Origin of the sequence: Halomonas chromatireducens (assembly GCF_001545155.1) — a bacterium.
In the GTDB taxonomy this organism is placed as follows: Bacteria; Pseudomonadota; Gammaproteobacteria; order Pseudomonadales; family Halomonadaceae; genus Halomonas; species Halomonas chromatireducens.
In genome coordinates this window covers 3,132,791-3,149,994 of record NZ_CP014226.1, presented here as the reverse complement: position 1 = coordinate 3,149,994, position 17,204 = coordinate 3,132,791, and the positions used below count along the sequence as shown (strand labels likewise).

At 64.4% G+C, this 17,204-nt stretch carries 18 protein-coding genes; 4 read left to right on the top strand and 14 right to left on the bottom strand.

Annotated elements, in window-relative coordinates; translation table 11 throughout:
* Nucleotides 1-15: 15 nt before the first annotated feature.
* The 3 genes from LOKO_RS20420 to LOKO_RS14540 all read left to right on the top strand — a co-directional run bounded on the left by LOKO_RS20420 (nucleotide 16) and on the right by LOKO_RS14540 (nucleotide 2,380).
* Nucleotides 16-138: a hypothetical protein gene (locus LOKO_RS20420; protein WP_256379981.1), complete on the top strand. Its 123-nt coding sequence runs from the start codon at nucleotides 16-18 to the stop codon at nucleotides 136-138.
* A 531-nt stretch (nucleotides 139-669) separates the two neighbouring features.
* Entirely contained in the window at nucleotides 670-1,761 is a 1,092-nt protein-coding gene (locus LOKO_RS14545) for a 3-deoxy-7-phosphoheptulonate synthase (protein ID WP_066452378.1), read from the top strand.
* Nucleotides 1,762-1,867: 106 nt separating this feature from the next.
* The gene (locus LOKO_RS14540; RefSeq protein WP_066450935.1) at nucleotides 1,868-2,380 is read left to right on the top strand and encodes a DUF3087 family protein; all 513 of its coding nucleotides are present in this window, start codon (nucleotides 1,868-1,870) and stop codon (nucleotides 2,378-2,380) included.
* Here LOKO_RS14540 and hemB read toward each other — a convergent pair.
* The gene (hemB, locus tag LOKO_RS14535; protein ID WP_410505379.1) at nucleotides 2,367-3,374 is read right to left on the bottom strand and encodes a porphobilinogen synthase; all 1,008 of its coding nucleotides are present in this window, start codon (nucleotides 3,372-3,374) and stop codon (nucleotides 2,367-2,369) included. The genes LOKO_RS14540 and hemB overlap by 14 nt on opposite strands.
* Before the next feature lie 225 nt (nucleotides 3,375-3,599).
* Between hemB and elbB the strand changes: the two genes are divergently transcribed.
* A complete protein-coding gene (gene elbB, locus LOKO_RS14530) occupies nucleotides 3,600-4,262 on the top strand; it encodes an isoprenoid biosynthesis glyoxalase ElbB (RefSeq protein WP_066450926.1) in 663 nt (220 codons plus the stop codon).
* Nucleotides 4,263-4,322: 60 nt separating this feature from the next.
* On the opposite strand, the gene tatC is transcribed toward elbB, so the two are convergent.
* From tatC to LOKO_RS14465, 13 genes are all read right to left on the bottom strand, one after another.
* Nucleotides 4,323-5,111, bottom strand: coding sequence for a twin-arginine translocase subunit TatC (gene tatC, locus LOKO_RS14525; protein WP_066450923.1), 789 nt, complete (start codon nucleotides 5,109-5,111; stop codon nucleotides 4,323-4,325).
* On the bottom strand, nucleotides 5,108-5,563 hold the full coding sequence (tatB, locus tag LOKO_RS14520) for a Sec-independent protein translocase protein TatB (protein WP_066450920.1): 456 nt from the start codon (nucleotides 5,561-5,563) through the stop codon (nucleotides 5,108-5,110). The genes tatC and tatB overlap by 4 nt, the downstream gene beginning before the upstream one ends.
* A 6-nt stretch (nucleotides 5,564-5,569) precedes the next feature.
* Nucleotides 5,570-5,836, bottom strand: coding sequence for a Sec-independent protein translocase subunit TatA (tatA, locus tag LOKO_RS14515; RefSeq protein ID WP_066450917.1), 267 nt, complete (start codon nucleotides 5,834-5,836; stop codon nucleotides 5,570-5,572).
* Between the two features lie 46 nt (nucleotides 5,837-5,882).
* The gene (locus tag LOKO_RS14510) at nucleotides 5,883-6,218 is read right to left on the bottom strand and encodes a phosphoribosyl-ATP diphosphatase (protein ID WP_066450914.1); all 336 of its coding nucleotides are present in this window, start codon (nucleotides 6,216-6,218) and stop codon (nucleotides 5,883-5,885) included.
* 30 nt (nucleotides 6,219-6,248) lie between these two features.
* Nucleotides 6,249-7,871, bottom strand: coding sequence for a ubiquinone biosynthesis regulatory protein kinase UbiB (gene ubiB, locus LOKO_RS14505; protein WP_066450910.1), 1,623 nt, complete (start codon nucleotides 7,869-7,871; stop codon nucleotides 6,249-6,251).
* The gene (locus tag LOKO_RS14500; RefSeq protein WP_066450906.1) at nucleotides 7,871-8,509 is read right to left on the bottom strand and encodes a ubiquinone biosynthesis accessory factor UbiJ; all 639 of its coding nucleotides are present in this window, start codon (nucleotides 8,507-8,509) and stop codon (nucleotides 7,871-7,873) included. Before LOKO_RS14500 ends, ubiB begins: the two co-directional genes overlap by 1 nt.
* Nucleotides 8,510-8,516: 7 nt before the next feature.
* A complete protein-coding gene (ubiE, locus tag LOKO_RS14495; protein ID WP_066450904.1) occupies nucleotides 8,517-9,284 on the bottom strand; it encodes a bifunctional demethylmenaquinone methyltransferase/2-methoxy-6-polyprenyl-1,4-benzoquinol methylase UbiE in 768 nt (255 codons plus the stop codon).
* A 108-nt stretch (nucleotides 9,285-9,392) separates the two neighbouring features.
* Complete coding sequence (locus LOKO_RS14490) at nucleotides 9,393-9,776, bottom strand: gamma-butyrobetaine hydroxylase family protein (protein WP_066450901.1); 384 nt, start codon at nucleotides 9,774-9,776, stop codon at nucleotides 9,393-9,395.
* 254 nt (nucleotides 9,777-10,030) lie between these two features.
* Nucleotides 10,031-11,353, bottom strand: coding sequence for an ATP-dependent protease ATPase subunit HslU (gene hslU / locus LOKO_RS14485; RefSeq protein ID WP_066450898.1), 1,323 nt, complete (start codon nucleotides 11,351-11,353; stop codon nucleotides 10,031-10,033).
* A 10-nt stretch (nucleotides 11,354-11,363) separates the two neighbouring features.
* Nucleotides 11,364-11,909, bottom strand: a complete 546-nt coding sequence (gene hslV, locus LOKO_RS14480) for an ATP-dependent protease subunit HslV (protein WP_043513922.1) — start codon at nucleotides 11,907-11,909, stop codon at nucleotides 11,364-11,366.
* Nucleotides 11,910-12,059: 150 nt separating this feature from the next.
* The gene (locus tag LOKO_RS14475; RefSeq protein ID WP_066450896.1) at nucleotides 12,060-12,794 is read right to left on the bottom strand and encodes an SPOR domain-containing protein; all 735 of its coding nucleotides are present in this window, start codon (nucleotides 12,792-12,794) and stop codon (nucleotides 12,060-12,062) included.
* Nucleotides 12,795-12,797: 3 nt separating this feature from the next.
* Complete coding sequence (argS, locus tag LOKO_RS14470) at nucleotides 12,798-14,483, bottom strand: arginine--tRNA ligase (RefSeq protein ID WP_066450891.1); 1,686 nt, start codon at nucleotides 14,481-14,483, stop codon at nucleotides 12,798-12,800.
* A gap of 353 nt (nucleotides 14,484-14,836) precedes the next feature.
* Nucleotides 14,837-17,203 (bottom strand): primosomal protein N', encoded by a 2,367-nt coding sequence (locus tag LOKO_RS14465; RefSeq protein ID WP_066450889.1) that lies wholly within the window; start codon nucleotides 17,201-17,203, stop codon nucleotides 14,837-14,839.
* Nucleotide 17,204: the final 1 nt, after the last annotated feature.

Sequence of the window (17,204 nt, the reverse complement as noted above, 5' to 3'; positions counted from 1 at the left end):
GCAAAGGAGACGAACATGGCCCCACTGAAGGAGTATCATGACGACACAGGGCTACTTTGGCTGTTGCCTCTGGCGGTAGTTCTGGCGATCAACCTGCTGCCGCTAATCATTGGTGTGATGCGCGCCGTGGCGGCTTGAATCCGGGCTTGCCAAGGTTGCCGCGATGCGGCACGATGAAAGCAGACCTCAGGGAGACAACCATGACACCGAGCCTTGCTAAGCCCAGCAATTCCTTCAACCGCACTCCCGGCGCGGTGGAATTGGGTGGCATTGGCTTGGGTGACTTCGGTGATCAGTATTGGTACTGGTTTAGCGCCGGTGTGCCGGCGGCCGGGTCCTAGGACACCGCCGCGAAGGCACACCCTAACCGGGTTGCCTCCCACCACGAACCCCCGGTCGGCAACCCGCCCGGGGGTTTTGCGTTATGCAGCCCCGAACACTATCTTTGCAACGCAGTCTTTTGCAATGCAGCAATGAGAGGAGACGCACCATGACCGCACGCTACAGCGCCTTTGCCGCCTACGCCCGGAGCCGCCAGGATTATTTTGGCTGGGGCTATGGCTGGCGATTTAGCGCTACGCGGTCGGGTCAGTGCGCCACCTCCGACCGTGAGATCTCGGGTGGCACGGACGCGACACGATGTTTGCCGATCTCACGGAGTTGACCACCATGAATGCCCATACGACCCTTGCCGAGCGCCAGACGGACCGCCGAGCCGAGTTTGACCTTGCCGCTGAAACGAGTCGGACCGAGATGACGCTGCCCACCCCAGGCGAACTGCGACACACCCTTCCTCTGGGGCCTCAGCTGGTCGAGCGGGTCCACGCCCAGCGCCAGGCTGTCCATGACATCCTGCAGGGCCGTGACGACCGATTGCTGGTCGTGGTGGGTCCCTGCTCGATCCACGACCCCGTGGCGGCGCTGGAGTACGCGCAACGCCTGGCCGAGCTGGCACCCAGGGTGTCGGATCGCCTGCTGCCGGTGATGCGTGTCTACGTGGAGAAACCGCGCACCACGGTGGGCTGGAAGGGGCTTGCCTATGATCCCGGCCTCAACGGCAGTGGCGACATGGCCCTCGGCCTTCGGCTGTCGCGCCAGCTGATGCGCGATATCGCCTCCCTTGGCCTGCCGGTGGCCACCGAACTGCTGCAGCCGATGCTTGCGCCCTACCTGGAAGATCTGCTGGCCTGGGTTGCCATCGGCGCGCGCACCACCGAATCCCAGCTGCATCGCGAGCTGGCCAGTGGCCTGGACGCGGCGGTGGGCTTCAAGAATGCCACCAGTGGCGACGTCAAGGTCGCCCTGGACGCCATGCAGGCGGCGGCGCATCCCCACCAGCACTTCGGCCTTGCCGGCGACGGTCGCCCCGTGATGCGCGAGACGGCGGGCAACCCCCACACGCACGTGGTGCTGCGCGGTGGACACGGCGGCCCCAACCACGACGCCGGTTCTGTGCAAGCCTGCCGCCAGGCGCTGCAAGCCGCTGGGCTGACACCGCGGCTGATGGTCGACTGTAGCCACGCCAATGCCTGCAAGGACCACCGTCGCCAGGGTGAGGTACTGCGTGACGTGCTGGCACAGCGCCTGGCCGGTGAAAACTCGCTGATGGGGCTGATGCTTGAGAGCTACCTTGAGGAGGGGCGCCAGGCCCTCGAGCCCGCCACCCTGCGCTACGGCGTGTCGGTGACCGACGCCTGCCTGGGCTGGGAAGCCACTGAGGCGCTGCTGCTGGAGGCAGCGGAACAGCTCCGCTCGGCTTGATCCGGCCGGTTGGACATGCCGACCTGACCTCTTTGCCTGTACCGTGGCGGTGAATGACGGGATAATCCCGTACTTTCCCGCCGCGAGCCAAGCAGAGGAGGCATCGATGCCGTTCCGTTTCGAGCACCATGACCCGGAGTCCTACCGTCGCAAGGCGCGACTGATCAGCGTGGCCATGGCCGCCCAGCTGATCGTCTTCGGCCTGGTGTTCTCCCAACTGCTGACCGCTACCTTCGGCTCCAGCCTCTGGCTCAATGCGCTGGGGGTGTTTCTGGGCCTTATCGTCACCAGCCTGACCTTTGCCGTACTGCGCGAGCGTCCCTGGATGACCGAGATGCGCTACGTCTGGCAGCTCAAGCATCACCTGTCTCGTGTGAGCGGCTATCTCTCCACCCTGCGTCGCGAGGCGGAGCAGGGCAATGACGTGGCACTCGACCTGTTGACCTTTTACCACCAGGGCATGGTTCAGCTGGCTGAGCTAAATGGCCGCACCATGGATGACGACGGCGAACTCATTGCCGAGCGACAGAAGATCAGGGGACTGCGCCAAGACAGGGGCCTGGCCGAGCGGGTAGAGGGGTTCGATCCGCACGACCTGGCCGCCTTCAAGCGGAGCTAGAAGCCAGCAGCCGGGCCGCGCGCTTGGCGAAGTAGGTGAGGATGCCGTCGGCACCGGCTCGCTTGAAGCACATCAGAGACTCGAGGATCACCTCGTCGGCCTCCAGCCAGCCGTTGTCGAAGGCGGCCATGTGCATGGCGTATTCGCCACTCACCTGATAGGCATAGGTGGGGACCTTGAGCTCGTCCTTGATGCGCCGCACCACGTCGAGATAGGGCATGCCCGGCTTGACCATCACCATGTCGGCCCCCTCGGCCAGGTCGAGAGCCACTTCGTGTAGCGCCTCGTCGCCGTTGGCCGGGTCCATCTGGTAGGTGCGCTTGTCCGCCTTCCCCAGGTTGGCAGCGGAGCCCACGGCATCGCGGAAGGGGCCGTAGTAACGGGAGGCGTACTTGGCGCTGTAGGCCATGATGCGGACGTTGTGCAGGTGTTCCTGCTCGAGTACCTGGCGTATCTCGCCGATGCGGCCATCCATCATGTCGGAGGGTGCCACCACGTCGGCCCCGGCCTCAGCATGGGAGAGCGCCTGCTTGAGCAGGGTTTCCACGGTGCGGTCGTTGAGGACATAGCCGTTGGCGTCGATGATGCCGTCCTGGCCGTGGCTGGTATAGGGGTCGAGGGCCACATCGGTCATGATCCCGAGTTCGGGGACGGCCTCTTTCAGTGCCCGGACGCTGCGCTGTACCAGTCCGCTGGAGCTGTAGGCCTCTTCGGCCAGCTCGCTCTTCAGCGACTGGTCCACCACGGGGAACAGGGCGATGGCGGGGATGCCTAGCGCATGAGCGTCCCGGGCCTCATCGATCAGCAGGTCCAGCGACAGGCGCTCGACGCCAGGCATTGATGGAACGGCCTCACGGCGCTGCTCACCTTCGAGAACGAACACGGGCCAGATCAGGTCAGATGGCGTCAGGGTCGTTTCCCGCATCAGTCGACGAGAGAAGTCGTCACGGCGCATGCGACGCATGCGGGTGGCTGGAAACTGGCGTGTGGTCATGAAGCTCAAGGTTCTTCTCCGGCTGTAGGGGTCCTGATGGTCCCGTGTCGATGCCCTTGAGTATATCAGTGCTAACGGCTGCCGGAAGCGGAGGCTTGTCGCACCCCGCGTGACTCTCTAAAGTGTTGGCTTTCAGCTGACGTGTTGGCTTTCAGCTGACGTGTTGGCTTCAGGATTATAGGCAGTGCTCTTCATTCGAGGCGCCTTCATTACAAGGAGAAAGACATGAGCAAACAGGTGGCGGTCATCCTGTCGGGCTGCGGCGTCCAGGACGGCTCGGAGATCTACGAGACCACCCTGACCCTGCTGCGGCTGGACCAGCTGGGTATCGGCTATCGCTGCTTCGCACCGGATATCGAGCAGCATCATGTCATCGATCATCGCAGCGGAGATGCTGTCGAAGGTGAGCTGCGCAACGTCTTGACGGAGTCGGCTCGGCTTGCGCGAGGCGAAATCAGCTCTCTTGAAGAGCTCGAACCATCCGAGTTCGATGCCGTGATCCTGCCAGGAGGCTTCGGGGCGGCCAAGAACCTGTCCAACTTTGCCTTGGCGGGTAACGAATTGGAGATTCACGAAGGGCTGGTGGAAGCCATTGCGCCGTTTCATGAGGCACGCAAGCCCATCGGCCTGATGTGTATCACACCCGCCCTGGTGCCGAAGCTGCTGGGGCCGGGGATCGCCGTGACCATCGGACACGACCCGGGCGTCTCCGGTGCAATCAGCGCCATGGGAGGGCTGCATCGCAGCTGCGGCGTCGAGGATATTGTGGTCGATTTCGAGAACCGCGTCGTCACCACGCCTGCCTATATGCTGGCTACCCGCATCAGCGAGGCCGCCACCGGTATCTTCAAGCTGGTCGATCGTATCGATGAAATGATGGATCTCTAGGCACTGGCGCAAGCCAATGCCCCCGCCCGATTCGATCGGGCGGGGGCTTTTTAATGCCGGTCAGGATTTGTCGTGCTCCCCGGTTTCGTCTTCCGCTTGGGAGGCCTTGCGGCGACGGTAACGCACCAGGCGGCCGAACAGAATCCCCACCTCATAGAGCAGATACATGGGCACCGCCAGCAGGCTTTGGGAGATCACATCCGGCGGCGTGAGCAGCATGCCCACCACGAAGCAGCCCAGGATCACATAGGGGCGTTTCTTCGACAGACTTTCCACGGTAGTGGCGCCAGAGGCAATCAGCAGGAAGGTGGCGATGGGGATCTCGAAGGCCACGCCGAAGGCGAAGAACAGCTTGAGGACGAAATTGAGGTACTGGTTGATGTCGGTCATCACCGCCACGTTCTCCGGCCCGGTCTGGGTGAAGAACTGGAACAGCAGCGGGAACACCGCATAGTAGGCAAAGGCCGCACCGGCGTAGAAGAGGCCGACACTGGAGGCCAGTATCGGCATGGCCAGGGCCTTCTCATTATCGTACAGCCCCGGTGCGACGAAGGCCCAGGCCTGGTGGAGCACATAGGGGATGGCCACGAATACCGCCACCACCAGGGTCAACTTGAAGGGGGCGAGAAAGGGCGAAGCCACCTCGGTGGCGATCATCTGCGAGCCTTCCGGCAGCAGCGCCATCAGTGGTTGTGCCACGAAAGTGTAGATTTCGTTGGCGAAGGGGTAGAGTCCGAGGAAGATCACGAAGATCGCCACCACCGAGCGCAGCAGACGCGATCGCAGTTCGATGAGGTGTTCGATCAAGGGTGCCTGGCCGAGATCCTGCTTGTCACCGGAGTCGCTCATCGGGAAGCGGCATCCTTCTTGTCATCGTCGGGAGGAGTGGAGCGCTCGTCGGCAGGCCGCTCGTCGGGTTGACGGGCATTGGCCAGGGCGTCGTCGAGCCGGGCGGCGGCCTGCGGCGGCGGCTGTTCGCCAGCTGGGCTGTCGGGTTCGGCTTTTTCGTTGGCGTGACGGCTGGGCGTCGAGGTGGAGTAGGGCTTGGCGATACTCTCCACGTCGCGCTTTGCCCTGTCGAGGCTCTCATCGAGCTTCGACTGCTGCTCCTTGAGTTTCTGGCGCAGCTCTTCCGCCTCGAGCTGCGAGCTGATCTCCCGCTGCATGCTCGAGACGGAGCGCTTGATCTTGCCCACCCACAGGCCGACGGTGCGTGCCGCCTTGGGCAAGCGTTCCGGGCCGAGCACCAGCAGGCCCACGACACCGAGGATCAGGAGTTCGAGAAAGCCGATATCAAACATGAGGGCTTATTTGCGCTCTTCCTGATTATCCACCTTGTCCGCTGCCGCTTTTTCTTCGGCACGTACGTCATAGGTATTGGGCTGTTCGTCATGGACGACCTTGGCCTGTGCCTTGTCCTTGTCGTCCTTCTCTTCCTCGTTCACGGCCTGCTTGAAGCCTTTCACCGCGCCACCCAGGTCGGTGCCGACATTGCGCAGCTTCTTGGTGCCGAAAATCAGGATGATGATGCCGAGTACGATCAGCAGTTGCCAGATACTGATGCCACCTAACATGAATAATTCCTCTGATGCGGGCTTCCGGTCGATCCGGAGCACCTGTTTACTTGGACCTTGCCGCCTTCTCTTCGTGCCCGGAGATACCGAAGCGACGGGCCAGTTCATCGAGTACGTCCTGGTGATCGAGCCCGAGATGCGACAGCATCACCAAGCTATGAAACCACAGGTCAGCGGTCTCGGCGACTAGCGCTTTGCGCTCTGCCTCACCGCCGCCCTCGGCATCCTTGGCTGCCAGCAATGTCTCGGTGGCTTCCTCGCCGACTTTCTCGAGTATCTTGTTCAACCCCTTGTGATGCAAGGCTGAAACGTAGGAATCGTCGGGATCCGCGGCTCTGCGTTGCTCCAGCACTTCGAAGAGTTGATCCAGAATATCACGCATGACAGGGCTTCCGTTTGCGGTGGGTCAAGTTCATTGCCAGGCCAGCAGCAGCAGGCCGATGACGGCGATCAACAGCACGGGCCATGGCTGGCCGGCGGCCCATTCGCTCAGCGGTTGCCAGGCCAGCGCCAGCCCCGCCAGGAGTACGCCCAGCCGTAGCCGACGACTACTGCGGCTGCCGTCTTTTAGCTGTCGTCGTATGCCGTCCAGGGCGAGGGCCTGGCGGTGGCGCTGGCGATGTTCATGCTCAATCCGACTAAGGGCGTGGTGCGCCACCGACGGCAGCTCGGGCAGTTGGCGTGCCAGCTCAGGGGCCTGGCGCTTGAGCGATTCCCAGAAGCCGCTGGCGCCGGCGCGTTCCTTCATCCACTGCTCCAAGTAGGGCTTGGCGGTGGTCCACAGGTCCAGGTCGGGATAGAGCTGGCGCCCGAGCCCCTCGATGTTGAGCAGGGTCTTCTGCAGCAATACCAACTGCGGCTGCACCTCCATGTTGAAGCGCCGGGCGGTCTTGAACAGCCCCAGCAGCACCTGGCCGAAGGAGATGTCCTTGAGCGGCTTCTCGAGGATCGGCTCGCATACGGTTCGAATGGCGGCGGCAAACTCGTTTGCCCGGGTGTTCTCGCCGACCCAGCCCGACTCGATGTGCAGCGCGGCGACTTCATAGTAGTCCTGGTGGAAGAAGGCGAGCAGGTTCCGCGCCAGGTAGTCCTGATCTTCTCGGGTGAGGCTGCCGACGATGCCGCAGTCTATGGCGATGTACTGCGGGTCGTGAGGGTGTTCACGGGACACGAAGATATTGCCGGGATGCATGTCGGCATGGAAGAAGTTGTCACGAAACACCTGGGTGAAGAAAATCTCCACGCCGCGCTCGGCAAGGCGCTTGAGATCTGTGCCCTGGGCCTTCAATGCTGCCAGGTCGGCGACCGGGATGCCGTAGATACGCTCCTGTACCATGACCCGACGACGAGTATGGGACCAGTGGGTCGCCGGTACGTAAAGTAGCGGTGAATTCTTGAAGTTGCGCTTCAGCTGCGAGGTATTGGCAGCCTCCTTGTGGAGATCCAGTTCGTCGAACAGCGTTGATTCGTAGTCGCGTACCACTTCCACCGGGCGCAGGCGACGGGCCTCGGGAATCCGGGCCAGTACGCCGGCCACCCGATACATCAGCGCCATGTCCTGGCGCATGATGTGCTCGATGCCGGGACGTATGATCTTGGCAACAACATCCTCGCCGGTATGCAGGCGGGCGGCATGTACCTGGGCAATGGAGGCAGAGGCCAGTGGTTCGGGCTCGAAGTGGGCGAATGCCTCGTCGATCGTCATGTGCAGTTCCGCCTCCACCAGCTCACGGGCTTCGCGACCGGGGAAGGGGGGCACCTGATCCTGCAGTCGCCGGAGTTCGTCGGCGATCTCCTCGGGTAGCAGGTCGCGACGGGTGGAGAGCAACTGCCCGAACTTGACGAAGATAGGGCCGAGAGCTTCCAGCGCCAGGCGCAGGCGCTCGCCAGGCGAGCGCTTGCCGACAGGCACCACTCGCAGTGGCGATAGGATGAACATCAGCCTGAGGTACCAGGGGAGACGCTCCAACGGCAACAGCGTGTCGAGACGGTAGCGGGTGATCACCCAGATGATGCGCAGCAGCCGAAGACTCATCACAGCGCGGCCTCGCGGTCGAGTTGTCGATGCAGCCTCGCCAGGCGCGCTTCGAGGCGGTCGGTGGTCATTTCCAGTTCGGTGAGGTGGTCACGCAGATTCTCGAGTTGGTGCTTGCCAGGCAACAGCTTCGCTTCCTCGAAAACGTACTCGGCAATATCGCTGCGCATTTCACCATGGGCACGGCGACCCCAGCGAGTGACACGGCGCAACCCTTCGGCCAGGCCGTGGGCGGGTACATCGCCCAGCCAGCGGGCCATCTCACCCTCCCAGTCCAGGTCCAGATCCAGCAGCAGGTCGCGGGTTGCCTCCAGCAGATGGACCTGCCCACGTACCGAGAGCTTGCCCTGGAACATCAGCCGTTCGATGCTCTCCCCGCCCAGCAGCTTGCCCAGGGTTTCGGCATTAAGCGTGACCACGGCATCGAAGGCGTCCTCGTCTTGTGCTTCCGGGCGCAGCAGGTCCAGGCCGGCAGGGTGGAAGTGAATCGCCAGCGACAAATCGGGGCGCTCGAGGCGAAGCAGCAGACGGTTTCCGCTCAGGCGGGCCAGTCGCGAAGGCGCTGCGGGGTCTTGCGCCAGCAGGGCATTGAGCGTTCTTTCTATGCCGGCCAGCAGCAGGGTGGGGGTCAATGTCATCACCGCCTCAAAGCTTGATACCGCGATGCAGGGCAACGATGCCCCCGGTGAGATTGGTGTACTCGACCCGCTCCAGCCCGGCGGCCTCCATCATCTCCTGCAGCGTCTCCTGGTCGGGATGCATGCGGATGGATTCGGCGAGGTAGCGATAGCTGTCGGCGTCGCCGGCAACCATCTGACCCATCCGCGGCAGCAGGCGGAAGGAGTATTCGTCGTAGGCCTTGGAGAGCAGCGGATTGACCGGCTTTGAGAACTCCAGTACCAGCACGCGGCCACCGGGCTTGAGGGACCGGGTCATGGAGCGCAGTGCGGAGGCCTTGTCGGTGACGTTGCGCAGGCCGAAGGCAATGGTGATGCAGTCGAAGGAATTGTCGGGGAAGGGCAGGCATTCGGCGTTGGCCTGCACGTATTCGACATTGCCCCCGACGCCGTTGTCCAGCAGCTTGTCCCGGCCGACCCGTAGCATGGATTCGTTGATATCGGCCAGAACCACCCGGCCGCGTGGGCCCACCATGCGCGAGAATTTCAGCGTCAGGTCGCCGGTGCCGCCGGCGATATCCAGCACGCTATGGCCTGGGCGAACGCCGGAGCGCTCGATGGTCAGGCGCTTCCACAGTCGGTGGATGCCGAAGGACATCAGATCGTTCATGACATCGTAGCGGGCCGCCACGGAGTGGAAGACATCGGCCACGCGGGAGGCCTTTTCGTCGACCGGGACTTCCTGGTAGCCGAAGTGAGTGGTGTGCTTGTCACCGGGGCTGGAAAGAGGGCTCATGCGAAAAAGGCTCCCGAATCGCTGCAGTGAGAGGAGGCCGGGGTGATTCGGCCTCGAATGGGCGCCATTGTAGCCTTGCACGACCGTACTTGTCTTGACGTCGGTCCCCTACAACTGCTTGATCTCGATGCCCAGCGGCTCTCGTGAAGCACCAGCTTCCTCCAGGCGTCGCAGGTAGTCGGCCCAGTAGGCGTCGCGATTCTCGATCAGGTCGTGGAGGTACTCCCAGCTGTACAGGCCGCTGTCGTGACCGTCGTCGAAATGCAGTTTGACGGCATAGCGGCCGACAGGCTCAATGTTCTGCAGTCCCACATGCTGCTTGCCGACCTGCAGTACCGCCTGGCTGGGGTTGTGGCCGCGCACCTCGGCGGAGGGGGAGTAGACGCGCAGGTACTCGACCGGCAGGCAATGGGTCTGGCCGTCGGAGTAGGTGAGCTCCAGCTCGCGGGCCTTCTTGCGGTAATGGATCTTGCTGGGGGCGGGGGTAGTCATGTGGGTGTCCTTCGCAAGAATGGGCGTCAGGCGCCGGGCCGAGCGATTTGCGACAATCAAGAGCGAAACCCTGGCCCCGCGCTTGCAGCTTGCGCGTCGGACAGGAACAAGGTCCCTCTTGCCTGTCCTCGATCGACATCCCTGTCGATCGCCGCGCGCTGCTGCGCTTGAGCCAGCGCTCTTGCTAAGGTCGCGTCACTGCTCGCCCGACGCCTTCATGACAGCTCAGATCATACGTTACCGCATCTCTTACGCTACAGAATATACCGCGACAGATCCTCGTCCATGGCCAGTTCGCCGAGCTGGGAATCCACGTAGGCGGCATCGATCTCCAGCGGCGTGCCGATATCGGCCCCCTTGAACGAGGCCTCTTCCAGCAGCCGCTCCATCACGGTATGCAGGCGGCGCGCGCCGATGTTCTCGGTGCCCTCGTTGACCTTCCAGGCGATCTCGGCGATGCGCACGATACCGTCTTCGGTGAAGCTGATATCCAGCCCTTCGGTGGCCAGCAGCGCCTTGTACTGCTTGGTCAGCGAGGCCGACGGCTCGGTGAGGATGCGCTTGAAGTCCTCCGGCGTCAGCGCATTGAGCTCGACGCGGATCGGCAGGCGGCCCTGCAGTTCGGGGATCAGGTCCGATGGGCGCGACAGGTGGAAGGCGCCGGAGGCGATGAAGAGGATATGGTCGGTCTTGACCATGCCGTACTTGGTCGAGACCGTGGAGCCCTCGATCAGCGGCAGCAGGTCGCGCTGGACCCCCTCGCGGGAGACCTCCCCGCCGCTGGACTGGCCGCTGCCCTTGGTCACCTTGTCGATCTCGTCGAGGAAGACGATGCCGTTCTGCTCTACCGCGTCGATGGCGCGGTGCTTGATCTCTTCCTCGTTGACCAGCTTGCCGGCCTCCTCGTCGCGCAGCAGGGCGAAGGCGTCCTTCACCGCCACCCGGCGAGTCTCGCTCTTCTGCCGGCCCATGTTGGAGAACAGGCTCTGCAGCTGGCTGGTCATCTCCTCCATGCCCGGCGGGGTCATGATGTCGATACCCGGCCCCTGGGGGGTGATCTCGATATCGATCTCCTTGTCGTCTAGCTGGCCCTCACGCAGCTTCTTGCGGAAGATCTGGCGCGTCGAGCTGTCGCTGCGGGCGCTCTCTTCCTGGCCCCGGGGCGGGGGCAGCAGGGCGTCGAGGATGCGGTCCTCGGCGGCGTCCTCGGCGCGGTGGCTCACCTCCTCCTTGGCCTGTTCGCGGACCAGCTTGATGGCTGCCTCGGTCAGGTCGCGGATGATCGATTCGACGTCGCGGCCCACGTAGCCCACCTCGGTGAACTTGGTGGCCTCGACCTTGATGAAGGGCGCCCGGGCCAGCTTGGCCAGGCGGCGGGCGATCTCGGTCTTGCCGACGCCGGTGGGGCCGATCATCAGGATGTTCTTGGGGGTGACTTCGTGGCGCAGGTCGTCGTCGAGCTGCATGCGCCGCCAGCGGTTGCGTAGCGCGATGGAGACGGCGCGCTTGGCATCCTGCTGACCGATGATGTACTGGTCCAGGGCGTGGACGATCTCGCGGGGTGTCATCTGTGTCATGGTGGCGGCCTTAGCGTTCCTGTGAAGCGTCTTTGGCAGACAGCTCTTCGAGGGTGACGTGGTGATTGGTGAACACACAGATATCACCGGCGATCTCGAGTGACTTGCGGGTGATTTCGCTGGCAGGGAGGTCGGTGTTCTCGAGCAGGGCCCGGGCGGCGGCAAGGGCATAGTTGCCACCGGAGCCGATGGCGATGATGCCGCGCTCGGGTTCCACCACGTCACCGTTGCCGGTGATGATCAGCGATGCCTCCTTGTCGGCCACGGCAAGCAGCGCCTCCAGGCGGCGCAGGGCGCGATCGGTGCGCCAGTCCTTGGCCAGCTCCACGGCGGCCTTGACCAGGTTGCCCTGGTACTTTTCCAGCTGCGCCTCGAAGCGCTCGAAGAGGGTGAAGGCGTCAGCGGTGCCACCGGCGAAGCCCGCCAGTACCTGGCCGCGATAGAGGCGGCGCACCTTGCTGGCATTGCCTTTCATCACCGTATTGCCCAGCGAGACCTGGCCGTCACCGGCAAGGGCAACCTGGTCGCCGCGGCGCACGGATACGATCGTGGTCATGGAGAGAACTCCGTAACGGGGAGCGAGGGCTCCCGATGACTTTCGGCGCCGCGGCGGTGCCGGGTGCCGTGAACGAGCATTCAAGGAAAGTGTGGGCGTGATCTCTCGAATTCAACCGGCAGCGTCGTTGCAGCTGGCAATTACCGTCTGTCAGTTACTGGCCCGGTGCCGCAGCGGCGTGATGCCCTGGGTGGTCATCAGGTCCTCGGCGCGGTTGAGTTCACGGGTATCATCATAAGGACCCACCATGACCCGGTGCCAGGTATCGCCATCGGCTGACTGGACCTGGCTCACCTGGGCCACCAGGCTGAGGTTGCGCAAGCGCTGTTGCAGCGCTTCGGCGTCGGCCGGCTGGCGGAAGGACGCCGCTTGCAGCATATAGCGCGTACCGTCGGGCACCGCCGTCTCACGGGCGGCTTCGCTGGCCGTGGCGTTGGCATCGTCCTGCAGGTTGGCGGCGATGACCTGGGCGATCGGGTCATCGACTCTGTCACCATCGGCAGGTGCCTCGGTGACGTCGGGCACGGGTGTGACGACCTCGGGCGGGGAGGCCGTCGAGGCGATGTCACGGGGAGCAACGACCTCTTCGGGCAGCAGCGTATAGAACTCGAAGGTCGGCATACGCGGCTCGCTGGGTTCGACCGTCGGCGTGGGAGGCACCTGCTCCGTCGTCGGCGTTCGAGGTATCAAGCTGGCCAGCGGTGAGTCGTGCCCCTCCTGCCAGGGCGCCGTACCGTGCTGATGCTGTGCCAGCAGGAAACCCGCCGCCACACCGCCCAACCCCCACACCCAGCCGGGCAGGCGGAAGCCCTCACGACCTCGTGCGGTGCGGCGCCGGGCGGTGGTGGCGCCACGTTTCTTCGGTGGGGGGCGACGGGTTGCCATGGTTTACATCTCCTCCGGGGCGCTGACGCCCATGAGGTCGAGGCCGTTGCGCAGCACCTGGCGGGTGGCGAGCCCAAGCGCCAGCCTGGCGTTGCGCAGCTCGTCGTCCTCGACCATGACCTTGACGGCGTTGTAGCAGGAGTGGAACTCGGCAGCCAGGTCCAGGAGATACTGGGCCACCTGCTGCGGCTCCCGCGACAGGGCCGCATGGGATACGACCTCCGGGAAACGAGCCAGGCGGTTCATCACTGCCTTCTCCTGCTCCGCATCCAGCCTTGCGAGGCTGACCATGGCCAGGTCGTGGTCGAAATGCAGGGATTCGGCCTCGGCGCGGCGCAGCATGCTGCAAACCCGGGCATGGGCGTACTGGACGTAATAGACCGGGTTGTCGTTGGACTGCGAGCGCGCCAGGTCGATGTCGAAGGTGAGCTGGGAGTCCGCCCTGCGGGCGGCCAGGAAAAAGCGGGTGGCGTCGCGACCTACCTCGTCGATCAGGTCGCGCACCGTGACATAGCTCCCGGCACGTTTGGACAGCTTCACCTCGACGCCGGATCGGGTCACCATCACCATCTGATGCAGCACATAGTCTGGCCAGCCCACGGGAATTCCGGCCTCCAGGGCCTGAAGACCGGCCCTTACCCGGGTGACGGTGGAGTGATGGTCGGCGCCCTGCTCGTTGATCACCGTGGTAAAGCCGCGCTGCCACTTGTTCAGGTGATAGGCCACATCGGGCAGGAAATAGGTGTAGTTGCCGTCCGACTTGCGCATCACCCGGTCCTTGTCGTCACCGAAGTCGGTGGTGCGTAGCCACAGGGCGCCGTCCTGCTCATAGGTATGGCCGTTGGCAATGAGTCGCTCGACTGCCTCCTCGACCTTGCTCTGGTCGTACAGCGAAGACTCCAGGAAGTAGACATCGAACTCCACCCCGAAGGCCTTGAGGTCGAGGTCCTGTTCGCGGCGTAGCCAGGCCACGGCGAATTCGCGGATCGCCTCCAGGTCGTCGGGGTCCGCCTTGGCGGTGACATGGCGGTCGTCGGCGTGGACCGTCTCGCCAGCCAGGTAGTCCTTGGCCACTTCGGCAATGTAGTCGCCGCGGTAGCCGTCGGCGGGCCAGGCGGTGCTGTCTGGCTCGATGCCCTTGACCCGGGCCTGGACTGACAGTGCCAGATTGCTGATCTGGGCGCCGGCGTCGTTATAGTAAAACTCCCGGGTGACGTCGAAGCCGGTGGCTTCCAATAGGCGGCAGATGCTGTCGCCGATGGCTGCGCCGCGACCGTGGCCCACGTGGAGCGGGCCGGTGGGGTTGGCGGAAACGAATTCCACCTGCACCTTCTGGCCCTTGCCCTTGAGGCTGCGACCGAAGGTGTCGCCGGAATCGAGTACCTGGCGCACCACCTGGGCGGCGGCATCGGTGGCAGCGAAGAAGTTGATGAAGCCGGGGCCGGCGATTTCGACCTGCTGTACGGCGTCGCTGTCAGGCAAGGCCGCCAGGAGCTCTTCGGCCAGCTCGCGGGGCTTCCTGCCGGCCGGCTTGGCCAGCATCAGCGCCAGGTTAGTGGCGTAGTCACCGTGGGCCTTGTCCCGGGTGGGATCGACCTTGATGGTGGGAGCGGCATCCGCGGGCAGCACACCCTGCTGCTTGAGGTTGTCGAGGGCAGTCTCGAGCAGGGAAATGATCGTTTCTTTCATGAAGTCTGTTGTCCTGTAGCGCCGGGCCCGCATCGGGTAAGGGTGACTGTGCGACTGGCGGGCGGACGCTGGCATGAAAACTCGCCCGGTGGGGCATGATCGCCCATTATCGGCAATTGTGCCTCGGCTTTAAACCCCGCGTAGGCAGGCTGTTCGCGGGGTGCCCTGCCCCAGTGGCTTGAATCGTCGCCAGGAGCCTGTCGGATTTGACCGATCGTCACGAGAGATTTGGATTTCGAGACAAGTTTATCGATCTGATGAGGCGAATAGCCCGCTATTTAACGAATCAGAGCGAATGAAATTGGCCGAAAGACCGGATCTCGCAGTAGATCAGCGTTAAGTCCGACAGGCTCCTAGGATAGCGTCTGAGGGTCGATATCCAGTGACCAGCGTGCCTTGCGCGCCTCGGGCGCCGCTTCCAGCCAGGCAGTGAGCTGGGCGCAGGCCTCATGGAGCTGGCTGCGCTTGTTGCTGGCCAGCATCAGCTGCAGGTGGTAGCGATTCTGGCGCCGCTCCATGGGTGCAGGCACCGGTCCCAGGCAGTCCACGCCCGGCCCGCGTGCCTGCAGCCACTCGCGCAGAGCCGCCGAGGCAGCAGAGGCTAGGGCGTTGGCCGCCTCTTCCCGCGGGCTCTCCAGCCGCAGCAGGGCGAGGAAGCGGAAGGGGGGGAGGCCGGCGGCGTGGCGCTCGGTCAGCAGCTGTTCGGCAAGGGCATCATAGCCGGTCTCCGCCAGCAGGCGCAGGTGCGGGTCATCGTCGTGCAGCGTCTGCACCAGCACTCGTCCAGGATGGGAGGAGCGGCCGGCACGGCCAGCGACCTGGATCAGCAGCTGGGCGCTGTGCTCCAGAGCGCGAAAGTCGCTGGCGTAGAGGCCGGCGTCGGCATTGACGACCACCACCAGGGTCACATGGGGCAGGTGATGTCCCTTGGCGAGCATCTGGGTACCCACCAGCAGGCAGGGCTCGCCGCGCTTCACCTCGGTCAGGATCGCCTCGAAGGCGTCGCGGCGTCGGGTACTGTCGCGGTCGATGCGATGCACCGGAACCCGTGGAAAGAGAGCGGCGAGGGTCTCTTCGGTGCGCTCGGTGCCGCTGCCGAGAGGGCGAAGATCGCCGCTGCCGCAGGCAGGACAGATCCCGGGTATCGGGCGTCGCTTGTCGCAGTGATGGCAGGCCAGTACGGGCGGCTGGCGATGCAGGGTCATGCGGGCATCGCAATGGTCACAGTCGGCCAGCCAGCCGCAGGCGTGGCAGGCCAGGGTGGGGGCGAATCCCCGTCGATTGATGAACACCAGCACCTGATGGCCGGCATCGAGGGTGCCCTGAATCGCCTCCAGCACGGGGGGGATCAGGCCGCCCTGGCGGGGGCGGCCGCGCAGGTCGACCAGCTCCAGCTTTGCCGGGGCGTGACGGCTGGCTCGCTGTGTCAGCCGCAGGTGGCGATAGGCGCCGCTGCGGGCATGGTGCAGGCTCTCCAGTGACGGGGTGGCAGTGCCCAGTACCAGCGGGATGCCATGGTGGTGGGCGCGGGCCACGGCCAGGTCGCGGGCGTGGTAGCGCAGCCCCTCCTGCTGCTTGAACGAGCCGTCGTGCTCCTCGTCGACGATAATCACGCCCGGGCGAGACAGCGGCGTGAAGATGGCCGAGCGGGTGCCGATGACAATGGGCGCCCGGCCACTGGCGGCGGCTTCCCAGGCATCCAGGCGCTCGTTATCGGTCAGCCCCGAATGCAGTGCCACCACCGGTACCTGAAAGCGCTGACGAAAACGGGCCAGGGTCTGGGGGGTGAGGCCGATCTCGGGCACCAGCAGCAGTGCCTGTCGGCCGCGGTTCACCACGGCTTCAATCAACTGAAGGTAGACCTCAGTCTTGCCGCTGCCGGTGACCCCGTGCAACAGGCAGGGGTGGAAGTGGTCCAGCCGCTCGTGGATTGCCGCCAGGGCTGCCGCCTGTTCCTGTTTCAGCGGTAGGGACGGTTCCGCCAGCAGATGGCCGCTGGCTGGCTGGGGGGAGGCCGCCACCGGGGTCTCGTGGCGCTGAATCAGCCCCTTTTCCACCAGCGCCAGTAGCTGTTCGCGGGTAAAGGATTGGGCCAGGATTGCCTGGGTCGGCAGTCCGTGAGGGTGCTGGCACAGCATTGCCAGCAGTTCGGCCTGCCGAGGGGCGCGCTTGAGGCGTTCGTCGTCCTTGTGCCGGCTTTTGTCAGTGGCCTGCCACTGCTCGCGTACCCGGCCCGCCAGGGGGCGCCCTTGGCGCAGCAGCACCGGCATGGCCTGATGCAGGGTGTCGCCCAGCGAGTGCTGATAGTAGCGGGCAGTGAAGCGGCAAAGCCACAGCCAGTCGGCCGGCAGCGGTGTCGCGTCCAGCCACTCCTCTACGGCCTTCAGCTTGGCCAGTGGCAGATCACTGTCCTGGTGACAGCTCTCCACCACGCCCACCATCTGTCGCCGGCCGAACGTCACCCGGACGCGAATGCCGGGTTGCCAGCCGCCGGGCGGTGGCGTCTGGCTGGGACGGTAGTCGAACAGTCGTCGCAGCGGCGTGGGGATAGCCACGCGCAGGACGCGGGGGATGCTGCAAGATGAGTCGAGCAATTGGCCTCCGGCCTCGGTTCTGCTAGAATGCTCCGCCGTCGTGGCGCCTGGCGCGCCCGGCGGCAACCGGTTAGAGACGACAGACAACCCGTATGCGGTGCCTGGCAATGGATCAGGTGGCGGCATA

Coding starts and splice junctions, on each gene's coding strand:
- elbB (WP_066450926.1), top strand. CDS start 3,600: ATGAGCAAACAGGTGGCGGTCATCCTGTCGGGCTGCGGCGTCCAGGAC.
- LOKO_RS14500 (WP_066450906.1), bottom strand. CDS start 8,509: ATGACATTGACCCCCACCCTGCTGCTGGCCGGCATAGAAAGAACGCTC.
- tatB (WP_066450920.1), bottom strand. CDS start 5,563: ATGTTTGATATCGGCTTTCTCGAACTCCTGATCCTCGGTGTCGTGGGC.
- hslV (WP_043513922.1), bottom strand. CDS start 11,909: ATGACCACGATCGTATCCGTGCGCCGCGGCGACCAGGTTGCCCTTGCC.
- ubiB (WP_066450910.1), bottom strand. CDS start 7,871: ATGAGTCTTCGGCTGCTGCGCATCATCTGGGTGATCACCCGCTACCGT.
- LOKO_RS14465 (WP_066450889.1), bottom strand. CDS start 17,203: ATGCCGCCACCTGATCCATTGCCAGGCACCGCATACGGGTTGTCTGTC.
- hemB (WP_410505379.1), bottom strand. CDS start 3,374: ATGACCACACGCCAGTTTCCAGCCACCCGCATGCGTCGCATGCGCCGT.
- tatC (WP_066450923.1), bottom strand. CDS start 5,111: ATGAGCGACTCCGGTGACAAGCAGGATCTCGGCCAGGCACCCTTGATC.
- ubiE (WP_066450904.1), bottom strand. CDS start 9,284: ATGAGCCCTCTTTCCAGCCCCGGTGACAAGCACACCACTCACTTCGGC.
- LOKO_RS14540 (WP_066450935.1), top strand. CDS start 1,868: ATGCCGTTCCGTTTCGAGCACCATGACCCGGAGTCCTACCGTCGCAAG.
- hslU (WP_066450898.1), bottom strand. CDS start 11,353: ATGACACAGATGACACCCCGCGAGATCGTCCACGCCCTGGACCAGTAC.
- tatA (WP_066450917.1), bottom strand. CDS start 5,836: ATGTTAGGTGGCATCAGTATCTGGCAACTGCTGATCGTACTCGGCATC.
- argS (WP_066450891.1), bottom strand. CDS start 14,483: ATGAAAGAAACGATCATTTCCCTGCTCGAGACTGCCCTCGACAACCTC.
- LOKO_RS20420 (WP_256379981.1), top strand. CDS start 16: ATGGCCCCACTGAAGGAGTATCATGACGACACAGGGCTACTTTGGCTG.
- LOKO_RS14475 (WP_066450896.1), bottom strand. CDS start 12,794: ATGGCAACCCGTCGCCCCCCACCGAAGAAACGTGGCGCCACCACCGCC.
- LOKO_RS14490 (WP_066450901.1), bottom strand. CDS start 9,776: ATGACTACCCCCGCCCCCAGCAAGATCCATTACCGCAAGAAGGCCCGC.
- LOKO_RS14510 (WP_066450914.1), bottom strand. CDS start 6,218: ATGCGTGATATTCTGGATCAACTCTTCGAAGTGCTGGAGCAACGCAGA.
- LOKO_RS14545 (WP_066452378.1), top strand. CDS start 670: ATGAATGCCCATACGACCCTTGCCGAGCGCCAGACGGACCGCCGAGCC.